General features: G+C 61.7%; 20 protein-coding genes. 8 read left to right on the plus strand and 12 right to left on the minus strand.

Annotated features, from left to right (window positions below; genetic code table 11):
* Window positions 1-90 precede the first annotated feature (90 nt).
* The 4 genes from EEB13_RS10145 to EEB13_RS10160 all read right to left on the minus strand — a co-directional run bounded on the left by EEB13_RS10145 (window position 91) and on the right by EEB13_RS10160 (window position 4655).
* Entirely contained in the window at window positions 91-1035 is a 945-nt protein-coding gene (locus tag EEB13_RS10145) for a TauD/TfdA dioxygenase family protein (protein WP_141485156.1), read from the minus strand.
* A gap of 89 nt (window positions 1036-1124) precedes the next feature.
* Window positions 1125-2645 carry an AMP-binding protein gene (locus EEB13_RS10150; protein ID WP_141485157.1) on the minus strand — a complete coding sequence of 507 codons (1521 nt, stop codon included), beginning with the start codon at window positions 2643-2645 and terminating at the stop codon, window positions 1125-1127.
* A gap of 34 nt (window positions 2646-2679) precedes the next feature.
* Window positions 2680-3801, minus strand: coding sequence for a DUF5938 domain-containing protein (locus EEB13_RS10155; RefSeq protein ID WP_141485158.1), 1122 nt, complete (start codon window positions 3799-3801; stop codon window positions 2680-2682).
* Between the two features lie 50 nt (window positions 3802-3851).
* On the minus strand, window positions 3852-4655 hold the full coding sequence (locus tag EEB13_RS10160; protein WP_033233227.1) for an SDR family NAD(P)-dependent oxidoreductase: 804 nt from the start codon (window positions 4653-4655) through the stop codon (window positions 3852-3854).
* Window positions 4656-4844: 189 nt separating this feature from the next.
* Here EEB13_RS10160 and EEB13_RS10165 point away from each other — a divergent pair, with 189 nt between their 5' ends.
* Window positions 4845-5552: a TetR/AcrR family transcriptional regulator gene (locus EEB13_RS10165; RefSeq protein ID WP_116102730.1), complete on the plus strand. Its 708-nt coding sequence runs from the start codon at window positions 4845-4847 to the stop codon at window positions 5550-5552.
* Here the strand turns inward: EEB13_RS10165 and EEB13_RS10170 are convergent.
* Complete coding sequence (locus EEB13_RS10170) at window positions 5549-6172, minus strand: TetR/AcrR family transcriptional regulator (protein WP_261984489.1); 624 nt, start codon at window positions 6170-6172, stop codon at window positions 5549-5551. The genes EEB13_RS10165 and EEB13_RS10170 overlap by 4 nt on opposite strands.
* Before the next feature lie 72 nt (window positions 6173-6244).
* Here EEB13_RS10170 and EEB13_RS10175 point away from each other — a divergent pair, with 72 nt between their 5' ends.
* The 3 genes from EEB13_RS10175 (at window position 6245) to EEB13_RS10185 (ending at window position 9115) form a co-directional block, all read left to right on the plus strand.
* Window positions 6245-7006, plus strand: coding sequence for an enoyl-CoA hydratase-related protein (locus EEB13_RS10175; RefSeq protein WP_187328524.1), 762 nt, complete (start codon window positions 6245-6247; stop codon window positions 7004-7006).
* A gap of 243 nt (window positions 7007-7249) precedes the next feature.
* On the plus strand, window positions 7250-7765 hold the full coding sequence (locus EEB13_RS10180) for an OsmC family protein (protein ID WP_033233232.1): 516 nt from the start codon (window positions 7250-7252) through the stop codon (window positions 7763-7765).
* A 36-nt stretch (window positions 7766-7801) separates the two neighbouring features.
* Window positions 7802-9115, plus strand: coding sequence for a bifunctional o-acetylhomoserine/o-acetylserine sulfhydrylase (locus EEB13_RS10185; RefSeq protein WP_141485160.1), 1314 nt, complete (start codon window positions 7802-7804; stop codon window positions 9113-9115).
* 64 nt (window positions 9116-9179) lie between these two features.
* Here the strand turns inward: EEB13_RS10185 and bphC are convergent, their stop codons facing one another.
* The 5 genes from bphC to EEB13_RS10210 form a co-directional block, all read right to left on the minus strand.
* Complete coding sequence (gene bphC / locus EEB13_RS10190) at window positions 9180-10100, minus strand: biphenyl-2,3-diol 1,2-dioxygenase (protein WP_141485161.1); 921 nt, start codon at window positions 10098-10100, stop codon at window positions 9180-9182.
* A 35-nt stretch (window positions 10101-10135) separates the two neighbouring features.
* Window positions 10136-11314 carry an acyl-CoA dehydrogenase family protein gene (locus tag EEB13_RS10195; protein WP_033233236.1) on the minus strand — a complete coding sequence of 393 codons (1179 nt, stop codon included), beginning with the start codon at window positions 11312-11314 and terminating at the stop codon, window positions 10136-10138.
* 39 nt (window positions 11315-11353) lie between these two features.
* Entirely contained in the window at window positions 11354-11458 is a 105-nt protein-coding gene (locus EEB13_RS32440) for a hypothetical protein (protein ID WP_072782658.1), read from the minus strand.
* A 159-nt stretch (window positions 11459-11617) separates the two neighbouring features.
* Window positions 11618-12478 (minus strand): alpha/beta fold hydrolase, encoded by an 861-nt coding sequence (locus EEB13_RS10205; protein ID WP_033233239.1) that lies wholly within the window; start codon window positions 12476-12478, stop codon window positions 11618-11620.
* Window positions 12479-12554: 76 nt separating this feature from the next.
* On the minus strand, window positions 12555-13463 hold the full coding sequence (locus EEB13_RS10210; RefSeq protein WP_033233241.1) for an IclR family transcriptional regulator: 909 nt from the start codon (window positions 13461-13463) through the stop codon (window positions 12555-12557).
* A gap of 137 nt (window positions 13464-13600) precedes the next feature.
* Between EEB13_RS10210 and EEB13_RS10215 the strand changes: the two genes are divergently transcribed.
* The gene (locus tag EEB13_RS10215) at window positions 13601-14470 is read left to right on the plus strand and encodes a TIGR03619 family F420-dependent LLM class oxidoreductase (protein WP_033233243.1); all 870 of its coding nucleotides are present in this window, start codon (window positions 13601-13603) and stop codon (window positions 14468-14470) included.
* Window positions 14471-14501: 31 nt separating this feature from the next.
* Complete coding sequence (locus EEB13_RS10220; RefSeq protein WP_045066713.1) at window positions 14502-15011, plus strand: nuclear transport factor 2 family protein; 510 nt, start codon at window positions 14502-14504, stop codon at window positions 15009-15011.
* Window positions 15012-15076: 65 nt separating this feature from the next.
* Here the strand turns inward: EEB13_RS10220 and EEB13_RS10225 are convergent, their stop codons facing one another.
* Together EEB13_RS10225 and EEB13_RS31485 are read right to left on the minus strand one after the other, a co-directional pair.
* Window positions 15077-16660 (minus strand): acyl-CoA synthetase, encoded by a 1584-nt coding sequence (locus tag EEB13_RS10225; RefSeq protein ID WP_033233247.1) that lies wholly within the window; start codon window positions 16658-16660, stop codon window positions 15077-15079.
* A 70-nt stretch (window positions 16661-16730) separates the two neighbouring features.
* Window positions 16731-16883: a hypothetical protein gene (locus EEB13_RS31485; protein WP_162487725.1), complete on the minus strand. Its 153-nt coding sequence runs from the start codon at window positions 16881-16883 to the stop codon at window positions 16731-16733.
* Window positions 16884-17141: 258 nt separating this feature from the next.
* Here EEB13_RS31485 and EEB13_RS10230 point away from each other — a divergent pair, with 258 nt between their 5' ends.
* A complete protein-coding gene (locus EEB13_RS10230) occupies window positions 17142-18080 on the plus strand; it encodes a 3-oxoacyl-ACP reductase (RefSeq protein ID WP_033233249.1) in 939 nt (312 codons plus the stop codon).
* A gap of 29 nt (window positions 18081-18109) precedes the next feature.
* The gene (locus EEB13_RS10235) at window positions 18110-18853 is read left to right on the plus strand and encodes an SDR family NAD(P)-dependent oxidoreductase (RefSeq protein ID WP_033233251.1); all 744 of its coding nucleotides are present in this window, start codon (window positions 18110-18112) and stop codon (window positions 18851-18853) included.

Consider the following 18853-nt stretch of genomic DNA (forward strand, 5'->3'; position numbering starts at 1 on the left):
GACGAACGGCTCGGTTCAACTTTCTTGAATGAACTCACAAGTACGTGACGAGTGACCTTGCCCCTGCTACACCCGAAATTCGGCGGGCGGCTACACGATCCCAACCGGCCGGTCACCGACGATCGAGATCCGATCCATCACGCGCCGCGCGGGAAAATAATCACTCGACGCATAGTGCTGACACGTCCGATTATCCCAGAAGGCAACGGTATTCGGCTCCCATTTCAACCGGACCTGGAACTCCGGACGGTTGACGTGCCGGTACAGCAGGGTGAGAAGTTCGTTCGACTCCTCTTGCGAAACGCCGACGATCCGCTGCGTGAAAGTCATGTTCACGAACAGGACCCGTCGGCCGCTCTCGGGAATAACGCGCACAACCGGATGGCGAACCGGCGGAAATTTGGGGCGCAGCATGTCTACCGCTTCGGCCGGCATCGACTTTCCGAACGCGTTGATCCAATCATGCTCGGCTTCAAGGTGTTCGATGCGTTCCTTGATGTCCTGCGGCAAGAGGTCGTACGCCGCAGCAGTGTCAGCCCACAACGTGTCGCCTCCAACTTCCGGCACTTCGACGGCCCGAAGAACTGCCGCAAAGGACGGATGCTCGTGCCACGTCACATCGTTGTGCCAGTTGTTCTCGACGCCCCCAACCATTGCGTCCTTGGCCAGCGTCGTGACGTCGATGTCGGTCTGACCAGGCTGGGTGTATTTGAAGAACGGATGCTGCTCCAGTGAACCCCATCGTTCCGCGAAGGCACGATGCTCCGCGCGGTCGATGTCCTGGTCCCGAAAGAACAGCACCTTCCACTCGAGCAAGGCGCGGCGTAGTTCGGCCATGACCTCGTCGGACAGGTCGCCACTCAGCCGCAGCCCCGAGATTTCCGCACCGATGGTGGGTGTGTGCGGCTTGACCGCAAAATGGATATACGGCTCTGGTGCAACCGTTTCCGGATTCCGTTTTGCCACTAGCGGGCCATACGCAGCCAATGGGTCCGTCGGAATCGGAAAGATCATGGTGGGAAACAGGACGGCCATCTTCAGACTCCCTCGAGTACAGCGACAGTGAACCAGATCACTTCAACTTTAAGGAGATGCCCTTAACCTGTCAATGACTCATCCCGGACTTATCCCTGCAACACCCCCTTGATCTCGTTCTTGAGCACCTTCCCCACTTTCGACCGCGGCAGATCTTCCCAGACGACAACCTCTTTCGGTGTCTTCACGCTTCCGATGCGAGCCTTCACAAAGGCCATGACTTCGGCTCCGTCGATGACAGCTCCCTGATGCGGCTGCACTACAGCCACAACGCGCTCGCCCCACTTGTCGTCAGGGAGGCCGATCACCCCACAGTCCTGAATTCCCGGATAGGCCATGAGGGCCTGCTCGACCTCCACCGAATAGACGTTGAATCCCCCGGTGATGATCATGTCCTTCGCCCGGTCGACGATGAACAGGAAGTTGTCCTCGTCCAGATATCCGATATCACCAGTGTGATGCCATCCGTGTGCCGATGCCTCCGCACTGGCTTCGGGGTTCTTGAAGTACCCCGCCATCACCAGCGAACTGCGAATCACGACCTCACCGCGTTCCCCGCGCCCGAGCAGTTGCCCCTTGTCGTTCATGATTGCGACGGTGACCAAAGGCGACGGGCGTCCGGCGGAGGACAGCCGCTCGGTTGCAATGGCACCGTCCGGGCCGAAATGGTCCTTCGGTGCCATCGTGGAAATCATCATCGGCGCTTCGCTTTGGCCGAACAGTTGCGCCATGACCGGCCCGATCTTGGCGATCGCCTCCCCCAGCCTGGTCGGCGAGATGGGCGCTGCGCCGTACCAGAAGCATTGCAGCGAGCCAAGATCCGTGTCCGCCAGATCTGGATGCTCGAGCAGCATGTAGATCAGCGTCGGCGGCATGAATGTGTGCGTGACCCGATGTTTCTGCACGTTCTCCAAGAACGCACCGAGATCGGGTTTCGGCATGATGACAACCTCCCCACCCAACGCCATAATCGGAAAGCAGAGAACCCCGGCCGCGTGTGTCAACGGCGCCAACGCGAGATACACGGGACGACCTTCGAACGGGTAGCTCATCAACGTGATCGCTGTCATCGTCTCGATATTGTGGCCGGTCAGCATCACACCCTTGGGGCGCCCGGTGGTGCCGCCGGTTCCGACGAGCATGGTCACATCGTCGGGCGGCGACGCCTCCGAATCTTGCTCCCCGAGCCATTTCTCGAGTGACGGCGCCCAGTCGGTCTCACCGTCGATGCAGACCAGCGTCGCCAATTTCGGCAGCGCCTGCCGGATCGAATCGACAAGAGGCGCATACGACTTCTGAAAGAACAGGGCTCGAGTGTCGAACAGATCCAACAGGTCACGGTTTTCCGCAGCCTCGTTACGTGGATTGATCGGACACCACACCGCACCCGCCCGGCTGATACCGAAAACGCATGAAAACGAGATCGGATCATTGCCGGACAGGATGGCCACTTTGTCTCCCGGGGCAATCCCGGAGGCTGCAAGGGATGAGGCAAACCGGCGACTGAACTGTTGAACGTCACCGTAGGTGAGCGTGCGCTCCCCCATCGTCAAACATGGCGCGGTGGAACCGAGAGAGGCTCCCTTGTCGAGATAGTCGGTCAAACGCATAGCGGGAGCCTCTCAGGCAGAATCGAATGGTGGTCTAGGTGTTGACGGTGATTTCCGGCTCCAGCACCAAACCGAAACTCCTTAGCGCACCGAGCAATTCACGGTGGCCGAAGGCCTGGCACGCCGACGCCAACCCGGCACGCTTGGGCGGCTGTTGCAGCAGCGAGTGAGCCGCGTACGCCTGCAGCAGGCCCGTCTGCTTGTAGTTGCAGTTGCCGTGGATGACGACGTGAGCACGTCCGAGCGGACCGGATGCGTACACCGAGTCCATCGACGTGTTGATGCGCGGGTTTTCGCGGGGCGGCATGCCTGCCTGCACAGAGCCGGCGATTTCCGCCAGCGCTGCCTCCTGCTGATCGGCGGGCAACGTCTTGATCTGCTCTTCCACCATCTTCTGGGTGGCAACAACACCTTCCATCACAGATCGGTCGAACACGCCACCCGCAGCCTTGACGTTGGATACGCGCGGGTCGTTCTTGAACCACACAGGATGGCAGGTTCCGCCCCACGGCAAAGCGAGAGCGGTTTCGTGCTGACCCGGAACAACAACGTCGAAGGTCGAACCGGGCGCCCACTGCACGTACTTGTTCTGCTCGAGGTAGTACCAGTTGGCTTTGAGGATCGTGAAGATGGTCTGGGTGGACGCGTACGTGGGAAAGCCCTTCCACAACACCAGAATATCGAGCGTGTCGAGGCCCGGATTCTCCAGCGCGATGTTGGCAGCGATCTCACCTGTCGTGTACATCTGCGCAATACCAGGTGAGAGCAACAAGCCCTTCTCCTGGTACTTGTCGCCGAACTTCTCTTGGACGTCGAGAACCCAGTCCTGCTCACCGGTGGTGTCCATGTAGTGGCAGCCGGCATTGAGCGCTGCCTCGACCACGGTGCCACCCAACTTGATGAACGGGCCAACCATGTTGCTGACTACCTGTGCGCCGGTGAACAACTCGGTCAATGCTTCTACCGTATGGTCCACCTCGACCACTTCGTGATCAACAGTGTCGAGGCCGGGGATCTTGTCGAGCACTTCCTGGATGCGTGCGGCATCTCGGCCGGCGGCGATGAACGGAATGTTGAACTCACGCAGGTATTCACACACGAGGCGTCCCGTGTACCCGGAAACGCCGTAGACGACGACTGGCTTCTTGTCAGACATGTTGGTTGAACCTTTCGAAGTTGGGGTCGAGCCGAAAAAGACTGTGTGGGTTACATACCCATGCCGCCGTCGACGGGCAGGCCGATACCGGTAATGAAGCGGGCAGCATCCGAGGACAGGAAGACGACGGCGTCCGCCATGTCGTTCACTTCACCGAGACGTCCGAGTGGCGTAAGGCCGATGACGTCGCCAACGGCCGCCTCCGCGCTCGGCCACAAACCGAGCTTCTCCATGTCCGACGCGAGACCCAGCCCCATCTCCGTCGCGACAAGTCCCGGATAGACGCAGTTCACGCGTACTCCGTAGCCGAGTTTGCCGGACTCCGTCGCAGCAACGCGGGTAAAGCGGTCGACGGCGGACTTGGTGGCCGAGTACCCACTGATTCCGGGAAACGGAATAGTGGCCGCAACCGACGAGATGTTGATGATGGAACCGCCGCCGCCGGCAATCCCACCAGGCCGCATGCTGCGCAAACCGTGTTTGGTGCCGAGCGCGGTGCCGAGGATGTTCACCTCACACATCCGGCGGATGTCATCCGCGTCCAGGTCCACCACGAGCGAAGAGATTTCAATGCCCGCATTGTTGACGAGGATGTCGAAACCGCCCAGGGTCTCCGTCGTGGCAGCGACCGCGTCAGCCCAGTTGGCGTCGTCGGTGACGTCCAGCTTCACAAAGCCGGTCTTGGCTCCGCCCGAACCGACGGCCTCCGCGGTTGCCCGGCCCTCGTCCTCGAGAACGTCGCCGATCATCACCGACGCTCCCGCCCTTGCCAACGCCTCTGCCATTCCGGCACCGAGACCCTTGGCACCGCCTGTGACCAGCGCTTTTCGTCCCTCGAGATCAAACACGCTCATTTTTCACTGCCTCCATGACTGAAATGAATCTCGCGATGCCACCGTTCACAGCGACGCTGCCAAGTGGTGTGAGTCACAGAGTATTCAACTTTGGACGAGTGTCAAGAGAAATCTTGACGACTGTCAAGATTTTGTTACACGATCGTCAAAGAGCAGGGACTACACTGTTTCCAGCAGCCGGTCATACTGATGGCACACATCGCACGAACAGGACGTAACGCCGTGACTACCACCGTCGAGAATGCAAGTGGGACAACCAAAAAGTCCTCCCCGAGCAATGCCGACAAGGTCTCACGTCGGCAGGTCGACAAGTTCTCGGATCGCCGCGACGAGCTGGCCGAAGCAGCGTTGCAAACGCTCGCCGAACTCGGATATGCGCGTACCAGCCTGCGCGAAATCGCTCAGAACTCCGAGTTTTCCCACGGCGTCCTGCACTACTACTTCAGCGACAAAGTCGACCTGATCACACACTGCGTTCGCCACTACAAGGCGCGTTGCGTCACCCGCTACGACGGCATAGTCTCCACTGCGCAGACACCCGACGAGCTGCGAGCGGGCTTCGGCGCTATCTTGGCCGAGACCATGATCAACGAGGCGACCATGCACCGGCTCTGGTACGACCTGCGAGCACAGTCTCTGTTCGAGGATTCTTTCCGCGCGGATGTGGCCGCGATCGATGAAAGCCTCGAAAACATGATCTGGCGCATCGTCAGCCGCTACGCAGAGCTCCTCGACACCGAACCCACCATTACGCCCGCCGCTATGTACGGAGTTTTCGACGGCCTGTTCCAACAGAGTCTGCTTCGCCATTTCTCCGGCGACGCGAGCGCAGCCACGTATCTGTCCGGCGCCGTACAGTCGATTCTCTTACAGGTGGTGCCCACACCACACGCCTAGCGGGCAGCGATACTATCCGTGACAAACCTTGCGCCACGATCGAATTCGGCCACCACATCGTAGCCGGCATCCTGACGCCAGAACCTGACCAGCGTGCTGTAGACGCCACCGATCATCTGCGCCAAGAACAACGGTGGATAGTCGGCTCGAACTTCACCGGTCTCGAGACCGGCCGTGACGATGCGCAACAGTTCCACGTGAAACCGCTTGTCGTGGGCGGCTCCCGCACCGGATGCGGCAAAGTCGCGTTCCAATTCCGTTGTCACCATACGCAAATAGCGTGGATGCTTCACCGCTTGCAGTGCAAAATCCTCGAAGAGCTTGACGATTCGATCCGTCGTGGACATCGGCGTACCCATGAGCTTGTCCACCATTGACGCCAGCCGATCCAGATGGTCGCTGTGCAGCGCTTCGAGAACCGCATCCTTGCCCTGAAAATAATTGAAGAAAGTAGCCCGCGAAACTTCTGCCCGTTCGGCGATATCCTCGACGGTAGTGCTGGCAAATCCTTGCGCCGAGAAGAGAACACGGGACGCGGACAACAACCGATCGTTGGTGTCGCGCTTGTTCTGCTCGCGTTTGGAAACCATGTCTTTGGAAACCACGTCTTTCGAAACCACGCGGACTCGCCTCCTCAGCCCTTGGCCTTGCAATCAGCGTACGTAAGAATATAGATGGACTACAGTCCAATTATGTCGACTGTAACCACTGAACGCCAGGGCAAAGTACTTATCGTTCGGATCGAACGCGAAGAACGTCGCAACGCCATCAACCGCGAAACCGCCGAAGGCATCGAATCCGCACTCGACCTCCTCGACGACGATCCCGAGCTGTGGGTCGGCATCATCACCGGCACAACCTCCGTCTTCTGCGCCGGCACCGACATCCGTGAGCGCGCCGACCTTCGCATGCCGCGCGGTGGCGAATACGGCATCATCCGGCGACAGCGCAACACGCCGTTGATCGCAGCAGTCGAGGGATACGCATTGGGCGGCGGATTCGAAATCGCCCTGGCCTGCGACTTGATTGTTGCTTCTCGCACAGCACAATTCGGCCTTCCCGAGACCCGCCGCGGATTGGTCGCCACGTCGGGAGCCCTGTTCCGGGCACCACGCGCACTACCTCTCAACGTTGCCCGTGAACTCTTGATTACCGGCCGCACACTCGATCCCGAACGCGCGCTGAATTTGGGCGTCGTCAATGCGGTAACCGAACCGGGCAAGGCGCTCGACGAAGCATTGGCTATGGCGTCGGAAATCTGCGAATCCTCCCCCACCTCGGTGAGCCTGACTTTGAAGTCGGTGAATGCCCTGTACACCGAAGATGATTCGCAGGGCTGGAATGTCACCGACACGGCGCGCGATCACATCCTGCAATCGCCGGACATCGCCGAGGGACTCGACGCATTTGCCAACCGCCGAGTGCCACGTTGGAACAACGCCCCGACCGCATGAGCAACCAGCATTCGGGACAGATTCCCTATAGGGCTGGTGGGAAAGGTTGCCAGCCGGTTACAGTCACTGGCGTGACGGGATTCGGCGCATACACGACACGCACGCTGCTGACGCGGCGTCGCCATGTCGATTTTGCGCACGTCTGTACCTCTGGGTGTCCGATCTTCTGATCGGACCTACTTCCGCGGTCACCGCCCGCGGAAGGTATTCGTATGCTCACCCAGATCAGGGGATCTTTCTGTCATGACCACCGCATCCGTTTCACACTTGAGTTCCGTTGTCGCCGCGAACGCTGACGCGATCGGCAAGGACTCCGGCAAGGCTCATGTCGTCTTCAAGGCGTCGGCGCAAGCCCACGATGCCGTTGCCAGCACAGTCACGCTCGGCAAATACAGCGTCGAGGTCGACGAACCGCCGGCCCTCGGCGGCGAGAACACTGCCGCCAATCCGGTCGAGTACTACCTCGCTTCACTTCTGTCCTGCCAGGTGGTGACGTATCGAGTATGGGCGGACAAGCTCGGCATCCGACTCGACGACATCTCGGCACGCGCCGAGGGCGACCTCGACGTGCGCGGCTTCTTCGGATTCGACGACGCTGTCCGCCCCGGTTTTTCCGAGGTTCGTGTGGTTGTCACACTGACCGGCCCGGAATCGCGTGAGCGCTACCTGGAGTTGCAGGAGACGGTCGACGCCCATTGCCCCGTGCTTGATCTCACCCGCAATCCTGTTCCAGTGCATACAGTCGTCGAAACCGCCTGACCCGCATCAATCACCTTCACTACGGAGTATGAATTCATGAGCGAGAACACCCCAGCCGAAATTGATCCGACCGCCAACTGGTCGTTCGAAACCAAGCAGGTCCACGCCGGGCAGGGCCCCGACAGCGCCACCAATGCTCGGGCACTGCCGATCTACCAGACCACCAGCTACGTCTTCGACAGCACCGACCACGCCGCCGCGCTGTTCGGCCTCGCCGAACCCGGCAACATCTACACCCGCATCATGAACCCGACGCAGGATGCAGTCGAACAGCGCATCGCTGCCCTCGAAGGCGGAGTTGCGGCTCTACTGGTCGCGTCCGGTCAGGCTGCGGAGACGTTCGCGATCCTCAACCTCGCCGAAGCCGGTGACCACATCGTCTCGAGCCCGCGTCTGTACGGCGGCACGTACAACCTTTTCCACTACACGCTGCCCAAGCTCGGTATCACCGTCGACTTCGTCGAAGACCCGGACAACCTCGATCACTGGCGCGACGCAATCCGTCCGAACACCAAGGCGTTCTACGGCGAAACCATCTCCAACCCGAAGAACGACGTGTTCGACATCCCCGGCATCAGTGCGATTGCCCATGAGAACGGCATCCCGCTGATCGTGGACAACACCGTTGCAACTCCGTATCTCATTCAGCCGCTGAAGCACGGCGCGGACATCGTCGTACACTCCGCCACCAAATACCTTGGCGGACATGGCACCGCGATTGCCGGCGTCATCATCGACGGCGGAACTTTCGACTGGACCCAGGGTCGCCACACCAATTTCACCACCCCGGATCCCAGCTACCACGGCGTCACCTTTGCCGACCTCGGTGCGCCCGCTTACGCTCTCAAGGCCCGCGTTCAGCTTCTGCGCGACCTCGGTTCGGCAATCGCACCGTTCAACGCGTTCCTGATTTCGCAAGGCATCGAAACGTTGAGCCTGCGTATCGAGCGCCACGTGTCCAATGCGCAGAAGGTGGCCGAGTTCCTCGACAGCCGCGCCGAGGTTACGTCGGTGGCCTACGCCGGACTGCCGTCATCTCCGTGGCACGAGCGCGGAAAGCAGCTGGCGCCCAAGGGCACCGGCGCGATCGTGGCGTTCGAGCTGGCCGGTGGGGTCGATGCGGGTAAGAAGTTCGTCAACGCCCTGACTCTGCACAGCCACGTCGCCAACATCGGTGACGTCCGCTCGCTGGTCATCCATCCCGCGTCGACGACGCACTCGCAGCTCACTCCCGAGGAGCAGCTCGCGTCGGGCGTTACCCCGGGACTCGTCCGCCTGGCAGTCGGAATCGAAGGAATCGACGATATCCTCGCCGACCTCGAAATCGGTTTGGCTGCAGCAGCTTCCTGATCGCCGACAACAAAAGGCTCGGCCCCGACGCGAAAGTCGGGGCCGAGCCTTTTGCCGGGTGAAACTAGCTCTTGGGCGTGAAGGCCGCAAGCGGTTCGCTTGCGGACCAGTCGTGGCCCCAGTAGCTGTCCGCTGTGATTTCCTCAGCGGTGTAGAACGCTTCGTCGACCAGCATTCCCTCGCAACCGAATTCGAGGTCCCAACCACCGGGAGCGCGCACGTAGAACGACACCATCTTGTCGTTCGTGTGACGCCCCAAGGTCGAGGAGATCGTGAAGCCGAGCTTGGCGACACGATCGAGTGCCTGACCGACAGAGTCGAGGGTCTCGGCTTCCATCATCAGGTGCACCAGACCAGGCTCGTCGACCGGCGGGGCGGGGCACAGAGCCAGGCTGTGGTGACGCTGGTTGACACCCATGAAGCGGACACGGCGAGCCGGCGGCGGCGCGTCGATGCCGCCGAGGCGAATGGAGCCGCGCGGCAGGAAGCCCAGAACCTCGGTATAGAAGGTGTGCGCTTCGTCGAAGGCCGTGACGGGGAGCACGACGTGGCCGAGTCCCTGGTCGCCGGTGACAAAGCGTCCACCGTGCGGGGTGACCAACGGGCTGTGGTCGAGAACCGGTCCGAAGAAGACCTCGACGCGGTTTCCGTTGGGATCGTTGAACGCGATGACCTGCTCGGCGTCGCGGTAGCTGGCGTCGGTCTCGGAGAGAACCTCGACCTCGACTCCGGCCTTCTCGACCGCTTCGCGAACGCGCTGGAGGGCGAACTGATCTCGCACTTCCCAGCCCACTGCCAGCGCCTTGTCCGACTCACCCGGAAGGACGATCAGTCGCGAGCGACGCTCGTCCAGACGGAGGTAGAGGCCGTCGGGTTCCGGGCCGCTGCCGACCGCGAGACCGAGTCCGTCAACCACGAGCTCGCGCCAGCGAGCCACGTCCTGCGTTTGGATCCTGAGATACCCCAGGCCCCGAATTTCAGTCATGCCTAACCGTCCTTGCTTCGAAAGTATTTGTGGGACTAGATCATCGAGCGGTGGATGCCCTGCGGCTCGCCACCGAGCTGCGTCAGGGTCGACGCGTGGAAGATCGATCCGGGCACGTGGATGGCATGCGAGAGACCCGCGTGCGCGTCACGCCAGAATCGCTGCATCGGAGTGCTGAGCTGGAGGGCGCCGCCGCCGGAGCGAGCGAAGATCTCGTCCACTGCGCGCACTGCACGCCACGCGGCAGCCGTCTGAGTGCGTCGGCCGATGGAACGAAGTTCGAACGAAACTTCCTGGCCCTTTTCGGTCATGTCCCAGAAACGGTCGACCGTCTCGAGGATCGCCGCGCGCGAAGCCGCGATCTCCGCAGCAGCCTCGCCGATGGCGAAGAGTACGTACGGATCTTCCTTGATCGGGACACCACTGACTGTGACGCGCTCACGCTGGGCTGCAATGTTGCAGGCCAATGCGCCTTCGGCGATACCGATCAACGAGGAGGTGATGCCGAGCGGGAAGATGCAGGAGAACGGGAACTTGTACAGGGTCTCCGTGCGGCCGGCTTCCTTCCACGCGCTGCCGTCGTACACCTTGGACGCGTCGATGGTGCGGTAGGCGGGGAGAAAAGCATCCTTGATGATGAGGTCCTTGGAACCGGTGCCTCGCAGGCCCACGACGTTCCAGCTGTCCTGGTCGATTTCGTAATCGCTACGCGGCAGCAGGACGTGCAGGTGCTTCGGCGGCATGAGGGGCTTGCCCTCGGCGTCGCCGACCATCGCGCCGATCATGACCCAGTCACAGTGATCCGTTCCCGAGGAGAATGACCAGCGACCGTTGAGGATGTAGCCACCGTCGACGGGACGAGCAACACCCATCGGTGCGTACGGGGAAGCCATCCAGGTGTCCGGGTTCTCGCCCCAGACCTCTTCCTGTGCCTTCTTGTCGAAGAATGCAAGCTCCCACGGGTGGACGCCAACGATGCCGCTGACCCAGCCGGTTGCGCCGTCCATCGCGCCGATAGCCATTGCCGTCTCGGCGAACTCACGCGGGTGCGATTCGAGCCCACCGAATTCCTTGGGCTGGAACATGCGGATGACGCCGGAATCGCGAAGACGCTTCGCGTTGCCGTCCGACAGCTGCATGATCTTGTCGCCCTCGACGCCGCCTGCGCGGATCTCGTCGGCGAACTGAGAGATGTTGTCTAGAACCTGTCCCATGGTTTTCTCGGCTTTCTGGTTTCGGTACCCGGCGAATGCCTAGGCAGACTTCTTCGCGGCGAGTCCAAGCGCGATGTCGATCAACTGGTCTTCCTGCCCACCAACTACCTTGCGGCGGAAAACTCGCTGCGTATCACTGAGCATCGCGTCCTCCTGGAAGATCTGGCGAGGTGAAAATCTGTTGGTGAAACCGTGGCAGGTGCGGATCGGTAGTGCAGAAATGCTTCCCGGTGAGTGGGAGCAGCCCCTGTGCGCCTTTTTGGTAGTGGGAACTGCCGGAAAGGCGCACGGGGCCGAAGGCCCTTACGGGCGGGTAAGGAATGCCAGAACTGCCGAGACCCAGGCGTCGCGGGCCTCGATCATCGTCCAGTGACCGCACCTGGGGAAGATGTGCACTTCACCGTTGGGAATGTCGCGCATCGGCAGAATCGCCATGTCGACGGGGCTGACGCGGTCATCGCGACCCCAGGTGAGCAGTGTCGGAGCCTTGATCTTGTTCAACTGTGCCCAGTACGGAACATCCGTCGACGCAGCAGCGGCGGCGCCCATAGCGGCCATGGCCTTGCTGCTGTACATCCGGCGTGCGATCTCGAGGGTCGTCGGCTCGGTGGCGAGCGCCCAACGCTCTTCGATGAGCTGCTCGGTGACAACGGCCGGGTCGAAGACCATCGACTGCAGCCAACGAATCAGGGCTTCGCGGGTGGGGTTGTCGGTGAATTCCATGAGGAGCTTGATGCCTTCACCGGGGCCGGGCGAGAAGGTGTTCTTGCCCATGCCACCGATGGTGACGAGCTTGCTGACGCGGTGCGGTTCGTCGATCGCGACCTTGGTGGCGACAATGCCGCCCATGGAGTTGCCGATCAGGTGGACGGGACCGAGACCGAGTCCGTCGAGGAACGCGCTGACCGAAGCCTGAGCCATCATCATCGGATGGCCGTCGCCCGGGTCGCTGACGCCGAAGCCGGGGAACTCGAGAACGTAGCAGTGGAAGTGCTCGGCGAAGTCCGCGAGAACGCCGCGGTAGTTGCGCCACCCGGTGACTCCGGGACCTGATCCGTGCAGCAGCACCAGCGGCGGACCGTCGCCGGCCTCGTGATACCGAAGCACACCGAGATCGGTCTGCAGCTCTTTCAGAGTGTCCTCGTAGCTCAGTTCAGTCGTCATACCCGGAACGGTGCCATCACCGCCGCTGAGCTGCTACGAACCGTCCCGATCAGCGAGACAGAAAGGGCAAGAAAACTCAGATCCACTGCTCGGTGGACGCCGCCAGAAGTCGGTCCATCGTGTCTGCCGAGAAGGTGTTTGTCGGGATCGGAGGAGCCTTGCGACCACGACGCGGCGCACCCAGCTCGGGGTACAGCGAGCGCGAGACCTCACGGGCCGCGTCCACTACCAACGGGGCGACTCGCTCGAGCTGAGCCGTCCGCATGTCGCCGCACAACGCAATGCTGCCGACGGGGCCTTCATGCCCACGAATCGCAGCTGCCACGCATGCCAGGCCGCGAGCGGATTCACCGCGCTCGAAGGCCAAGCCCCGGCGCTGACGGATGCGGTTGAGTTCCTGATGCAAGATGCCGATCTCCGCGATGGTGTTCTCCGTACAGCGCGGAAGGGTCGCGCCGAACAAGGCGTCGACGCGCTCCGGATCGATCCACGCGAGCATCGCCTTGCCGCCCGCGGTGGAGTGCGCAAGAACCCGGCCACCGACGCGCGACGGGAGTGCAGCGGCAAACCGGCCGCCGACCTTGTCGAGATAAACAGTTTCACGGCCGTCGAGCACCGAGAGGTGCACAACCATTCCGGTCTGAAGGTGCAGTTCGTGCAGGAGGGGTGCAGCAGCTTCACGAATCTGGCTGTGGCCACCGTCGCCGCCACCGAGGCCGAGTGCACGCCGTCCGAGGCAGTAGCCGAACGATGCGTGATCTACCCAGTCGAGCTTGACGAGCTGATCGAGAATGCGGTGGACGGTGGAGCGCGGCAACTGCGTGCGGCACGCCACCTCTTCCAGGGTGAGCCGTGCTGCGCGTCCGTCGAAGGCGTCGAGAATCAGCGTCATCCGCTCGACCATCGACGGCGGAAGATCCTTTTTAGCCTGAGCGCTGGTCGGCTGAGCAGTGGTCATGGTGTCGTTGATTTCAACGATGGTCATTGACGCCTCCCGGAAACTGGAATTGATTCTAGTGACTATAACCCAGGTCACAGTATCTGGAAAGCCAATCCGACAATCTCATCCCGATCACCGGAAATTTCTGTGCCAGAACTGCTCGTCGCAGCTATAAACGCTCGATGCACCTCGGACTCGTCACACCGGTACTGATCCAGCACCCCAGCACCCGATCAGACTGGGAAGCGACGGCTGAGATCGACGAGGTCGCACAGATCGCCGAAACTGCTGATCGCCTCGGTTTTCACCACCTGACCTGCAGTGAACATATCGCAGTTCCCACAGAAATAGCCGGAGAACGCGGCGGAACCTACTGGGATCCGCTCGCAACACTCGGATATCTTGCGGCTCGAACACGCACTATTCGGCTCGCAACTCAAGTGCTCGTGCTGGGATACCACCACCCACTGGAGATCGCGAAGCGCTACGGAACGCTGGATCGGGTCAGCAACGGGCGACTTGTCCTCGGCCTCGGAGTCGGGACGCTAAAAGAAGAATTCGATCTCATAAACGCTCCGTTCACCGATCGTGGAGCTCGCGCCGACGACGCCCTCGCAGCGCTGCGCACCTCGCTCTCCACTCCGCTCCCGGAGTACCACGGCGAGTTCTACGACTACTCGGGATTTGTTGTCGAGCCGCACGCCGTCCAACCACGAGTGCCTCTCTGGATCGGTGGCCGCACCAAGCGCTCACTGCGCCGCGCACTCACCCATGGCGACGGCTGGGTTCCCTTCGGACTGCGCCTCTCGGAGCTCGCGGACATGCTCGCGGCAGCGCCGCTCCCCGAGAACTTCGACGTCATCTTGTCCACTGGCGCAGCCTTCGATCCGCTCGGCGACCCGGAACGCGTCGTCCGCTCACTGACCCGAGTCCGCGACGCCGGTGCCACGATCGCCAGCACGTCGATCAGCGCGTCGAGCGCTGAGCACTTCGCGGAACAACTCGAGGAACTTCACCGCATCGCCCTCGCCGAGGGCATCGATTTCACCTGATTGATCCACTTCGTCTACGTAAGGAATGCCGATGACCGACGCCACCGCACTGAGCAACTCACTTGCCCTGGTCGAATCACTGATTGCCCGAGTCGAATTGCTCGAAGACAAGCTGGCCATCACCGAACTGCTCACCGCGTACAGCCCGGCCGTCGACAGTGGATCTGCCGACGAGGTCGCAAACCTGTGGCTCGAGGACGGTGTCTACGACGTCGACACGGGAGCAATGCACGGCCGTGGCGAACTCCGCGCCATGGTGCGCAGTGCCGCTCATCAGAACTGGATCATGAACGGCGCAGCGCACATGATGACGCCGGCGCACATCCGCATCGACGGCAACAAAGCCGTCGCAACCTGCCACTCGCAGCTCGTCATCAAGGATCCCGAGAACCCGTCCGGATTCAAGGTTCTCCGGATCACCGCGAACCGGTGGGAACTGGTCAAGAACGACGGCGTCTGGAAGGTCGAATTGCGTACGAACGCGCTCCTCGACGGCCGCCCCGAAGCCCGCGCCCTCTTGGCCGCAGGGGTGGCGAACTAGCTCTTCTTGCTCTGCCCGAACGTCATCCAGCGCGTCCCTCACAAAACGCGCTGGATGACGTCGAACTAGTTAGCTTCCGTCAAAGTTGCCTTGGCCCAGCGGTAGTCGGCCTTGCCACTGGGAGAACGACGGATCTCCGACACGCTCACGACGGTACGAGGCACCTTGTACCGCGCGACCTGAGACGCGCAATGCTCACCGATCTCGGCGAGGTCCGGGACAGCGAAACCGTCACGAGTGGTGATGACCGCAGCCACGCGCTCGCCGAACTTGTCGTCCGGCACTCCGGCAACCAAGGCGTCGAGAACAGCCGGATGACTCTTGAGTGCCTGCTCGACCTCTTCGGGGTACACCTTCTCGCCACCGGTGTTGATGCACTGAGAACCGCGCCCCAGCAGAACGATCGAGCCGTCGGCCTCGACCCGTCCGATGTCGCCGAGAACCGACATGCGGACGCCGTCGACGACGGGGAACGTCGCTGCCGTCTTCACGGGATCGTTGAAGTATCCGACCGGAACGTGACCGGAACGAGCGATGTACCCGGTCTCGGGTGAACCGGGCTCGAGCGGACGCATCCGATCGTCCACGACACGAGTCTCGTCGCGAGCGGCGATCCGCATCAAGCCGTCCGCGCCGATCTCGAGGTTGCCGTCGACGCCGGACTCGGACGAACCGAAACCGTCGCGGATGATCAGGTTCGGAAGAATCGACTTCAACTGCTCACGCAGGGAGAGCGAGAACAACGCTCCGCCGGACGAGACCATGCCCACCGTGCTGAGGTCGTATTCCGCGGCGTTCGCAGCCAATTCGTCGGCGAGCGGGCGCGCCATCGCGTCGCCGACAACGGTGATGGAGACAGCCTTTTCACTCCCGGCAAGCTGGAGCGTCTTCTTCGCGTCGAAACGCGCCATCAGAATTGCGTTGGCGCCCATGAAGAATCCGGTGAACAACGAGTAGGACGCCGCGCCGTGCATCAGCGGTGCAGTGCTGAGCATGTTCATCGCGGGGACGTGCGGCACAGCGGCGTACAGATCTTCGGCCTTGACGTGCGGAGGGCCGAACGGGTTTCCACCTGTGAGCGCTGCGAAGTAGAAATCCTCGTGACGCCACATGACGCCCTTGGGCATACCCGTCGTGCCGCCGGTGTAGATGACAAAGAGGTCGTCTTCGCTGCGCGGCCCGAAGTCTCGCTTGGCCGACTGCGCCTGCGTTGCAACGTCGTAACTGATGCTGTCGACGCCGGCAAGCTCGGCCTCGCCGACGACGACAACATGCTTGACGCCGGGCGTTGTGGGAAGGATCGACGCGACGGTGTCGGCAAACTCCTCGTCGACGATGAGTGCGACCGCCATGGAGTCGTTGTAGAGGTACGTCAGCTCGGCATCGACGTAGCGGTAGTTGACATTGATCGGCACTGCGCGAATCTTGAGGCAGCCCAACAGGCTCTCGACGTATTCGATGCTGTTGCGCATGTGCAAGGCGACGTGATCTCCCGGTCCGACGCCAACACTCGCGAGGTGATGGGCGATGCGGTTCGAGCCTTCGTCGAGTTCCGCGTATGTCCGTCGACGCCCGTCGCACACGATTGCCGTGCGGTCCGAGATCAAGTCCGTTACGCCCTCGTACAGATCTGCCAAATTCAGTGACACTGTTGGTGCCTTCCGTTATTTCAGGTGCGGCAGGTCCGGCCCGGCCGCATCTAGTGATACTTCGAGTGCGTCATCCGCCGATCCGACGTCCCAACAACGATGCCAGGAGCTGCGCAGATCCTCCCGTTGTTCCACCCGATGCAGCCAGAGCGGATCCTGCTGTGAGGATCTCCGACGATTGGCTGGGGCGTAGATGCTTCCGAGCAGGCGAGTCGTTGAACATGGGTTGCTCCGGGCAGTGTCGGCGGTGACGCAAGTGCGTGCGCGCCCGGTCGGCGCGTAGCCACAAGGTGGCATGTCCAGCTCGTGACCTACATCACCGCTCCCACTGACCGGGACTGTAGTGTTCTGGCTCGCATTTCTGATCAAAACTAGAACTAATTCTGATTTTGACTCTGCTAGTTTTGCCGAATTTACGCCAAAATAGATTGAACAAATTAGAATGAATACTAATTTCTGACCCGGATCGAAGGAGCACGACATGACGCAATCACTGAGCTTGGAAGGCAAAGTAGCCGCAGTCACCGGTGCCGGCGCCGGACTCGGCCGCGCGGAGGCACTCGGCCTCGCAGCAGCCGGCGCAGCCGTCATCGTCAACGACATGGGCCCCGCAGCCAATGACGTGGTCGACGAGATCAAGGCTGCAGGCGGACAGGCCATCGCCATCACGGGCGACGTCTCCGACTGGTCTCTCGGTGCGCGCTTCGTCGAGGAAGGCGTCAAGAACTTCGGCTCCTTCGACATCCTCGTCAACAACGCGGGCATCCTGCGCGACAAGATGATCTTCAACCTGACCGAATCCGACTGGGACGACGTCATTCGCGTGCACCTCAAGGGCCACGCCGCAACCTCCCATGCAGCTGCAGTGCACTGGCGCGCCGCAAGCAAGGCAGCCGATGCTCCCGTCTACGGACGCATCATCAACACCTCCTCCGAAGCCTTCCTCTTCGGCAGCGCCGGACAGCCCAACTACTCGGCAGCCAAGGCCGGCATCACGGCTCTGACGCTCTCGAGCGCAGCCGGCCTCTCCCGTTACGGCGTCCGCAGCAACGCAATCTGCCCGCGCGCCCGGACCGCAATGACGGCAGATGCGTTCGGCGAGAACAACACCGGCGTCACCGGTCTCGATCCGCTTGCACCCGAGCGTGTTGCAACTCTGGTCAGCTACCTGGCTTCGCCCGCCTCGGACGAGATCAACGGACAGGTCTTTGTCGTCTACGGCAAGATGGTGGCGCTGATGGAAGCACCGAAGGTCGAGAACCGTTTCGACGCAGCCGGATCCGCGTTCACCGTCGAGGAGCTCGGTGGTCAGCTCTCGTCGTACTTCTCGGGCCGTGGCCCCTACGAGACCTACGCTGCTTACAGCATCGCCGGCCTCGAGAAGATCGCACTCGCAGTCGACGAGACCGCAACCGTCTAAACAGCATCAAACACAGAAGGAGCGTTTTCATGAGGTTGAACGGCAAGGTAGCGATTGTCACCGGCGGCGCCGGCGGAATCGGTCGCGCAATCACCCGAGTCTTTGCCCGTGAAGGCGCGAAGGTCCTGTTCGTCGACATCAACGACGAGCAGGGCCAGGCCCTCGAGCAGGAACTGGCCGGCGCCGGCAAGTTCCTCAACGTCGACCTTGCCGCCGCAGGTTCGGCAGAGCAGATCCGCGACGCCGCACTCGAGGCGTTCGGCAAGCTCGACATCCTGGTCAACAACGCTCACGCGTCTCGTCAGGCCCCGCTGCTGGAAACCACGCAGGACATGTTCGACCTGTCCTTCAACACCGGCTTCTACCCGGTTGTCCACCTGATGCAGGCGTGCCACGACGAACTGGCGAAGACCAAGGGTTCGGTCATCAACTTCGCCTCCGGTTCAGGCTTGGACGGTATGCCCACCCAGACGTCGTACGCAGCGGCCAAGGAAGCTGTGCGCGGTCTGACCCGCGTCGTTGCCAACGAGTGGGCGCCGGAAGGCATCCGCGTCAACGTGGTCTGCCCGTTCGCCGCAACCGAAGGCGTCGTCAAGTGGCAGGAAGCCTTCCCCGAGCGTGCAGCCGCGTCGGTTGCCAAGGTTCCTCTCGGACGTATCGGTGATCCCGAAACCGACATCGCTCCCGTCGTCGTGTTCCTCGCGAGCGACGACTCGCAGTACATGACCGGTCAGACGTTGATGGCCGACGGCGGCAGTATCAAACTGCGCTGA

Source organism: Rhodococcus sp. WS3, assembly GCF_003797085.1.
GTDB classification, from domain to species: domain Bacteria; phylum Actinomycetota; class Actinomycetes; order Mycobacteriales; family Mycobacteriaceae; genus Rhodococcus_F; species Rhodococcus_F globerula.

Coding starts and splice junctions, on each gene's coding strand:
- EEB13_RS10195 (WP_033233236.1), bottom strand. CDS start 11,314: ATGGGACAGGTTCTAGACAACATCTCTCAGTTCGCCGACGAGATCCGC.
- EEB13_RS10155 (WP_141485158.1), bottom strand. CDS start 3,801: ATGTCTGACAAGAAGCCAGTCGTCGTCTACGGCGTTTCCGGGTACACG.
- EEB13_RS10220 (WP_045066713.1), top strand. CDS start 14,502: ATGACCGACGCCACCGCACTGAGCAACTCACTTGCCCTGGTCGAATCA.
- EEB13_RS10150 (WP_141485157.1), bottom strand. CDS start 2,645: ATGCGTTTGACCGACTATCTCGACAAGGGAGCCTCTCTCGGTTCCACC.
- EEB13_RS10185 (WP_141485160.1), top strand. CDS start 7,802: ATGAGCGAGAACACCCCAGCCGAAATTGATCCGACCGCCAACTGGTCG.
- EEB13_RS10165 (WP_116102730.1), top strand. CDS start 4,845: ATGGCACACATCGCACGAACAGGACGTAACGCCGTGACTACCACCGTC.
- EEB13_RS10180 (WP_033233232.1), top strand. CDS start 7,250: ATGACCACCGCATCCGTTTCACACTTGAGTTCCGTTGTCGCCGCGAAC.
- EEB13_RS10230 (WP_033233249.1), top strand. CDS start 17,142: ATGACGCAATCACTGAGCTTGGAAGGCAAAGTAGCCGCAGTCACCGGT.
- bphC (WP_141485161.1), bottom strand. CDS start 10,100: ATGACTGAAATTCGGGGCCTGGGGTATCTCAGGATCCAAACGCAGGAC.
- EEB13_RS31485 (WP_162487725.1), bottom strand. CDS start 16,883: ATGTTCAACGACTCGCCTGCTCGGAAGCATCTACGCCCCAGCCAATCG.
- EEB13_RS10205 (WP_033233239.1), bottom strand. CDS start 12,478: ATGACGACTGAACTGAGCTACGAGGACACTCTGAAAGAGCTGCAGACC.
- EEB13_RS10160 (WP_033233227.1), bottom strand. CDS start 4,655: ATGAGCGTGTTTGATCTCGAGGGACGAAAAGCGCTGGTCACAGGCGGT.
- EEB13_RS10145 (WP_141485156.1), bottom strand. CDS start 1,035: ATGGCCGTCCTGTTTCCCACCATGATCTTTCCGATTCCGACGGACCCA.
- EEB13_RS10175 (WP_187328524.1), top strand. CDS start 6,245: ATGTCGACTGTAACCACTGAACGCCAGGGCAAAGTACTTATCGTTCGG.
- EEB13_RS10235 (WP_033233251.1), top strand. CDS start 18,110: ATGAGGTTGAACGGCAAGGTAGCGATTGTCACCGGCGGCGCCGGCGGA.
- EEB13_RS10210 (WP_033233241.1), bottom strand. CDS start 13,463: ATGACCATCGTTGAAATCAACGACACCATGACCACTGCTCAGCCGACC.
- EEB13_RS10215 (WP_033233243.1), top strand. CDS start 13,601: ATGCACCTCGGACTCGTCACACCGGTACTGATCCAGCACCCCAGCACC.
- EEB13_RS32440 (WP_072782658.1), bottom strand. CDS start 11,458: ATGCTCAGTGATACGCAGCGAGTTTTCCGCCGCAAGGTAGTTGGTGGG.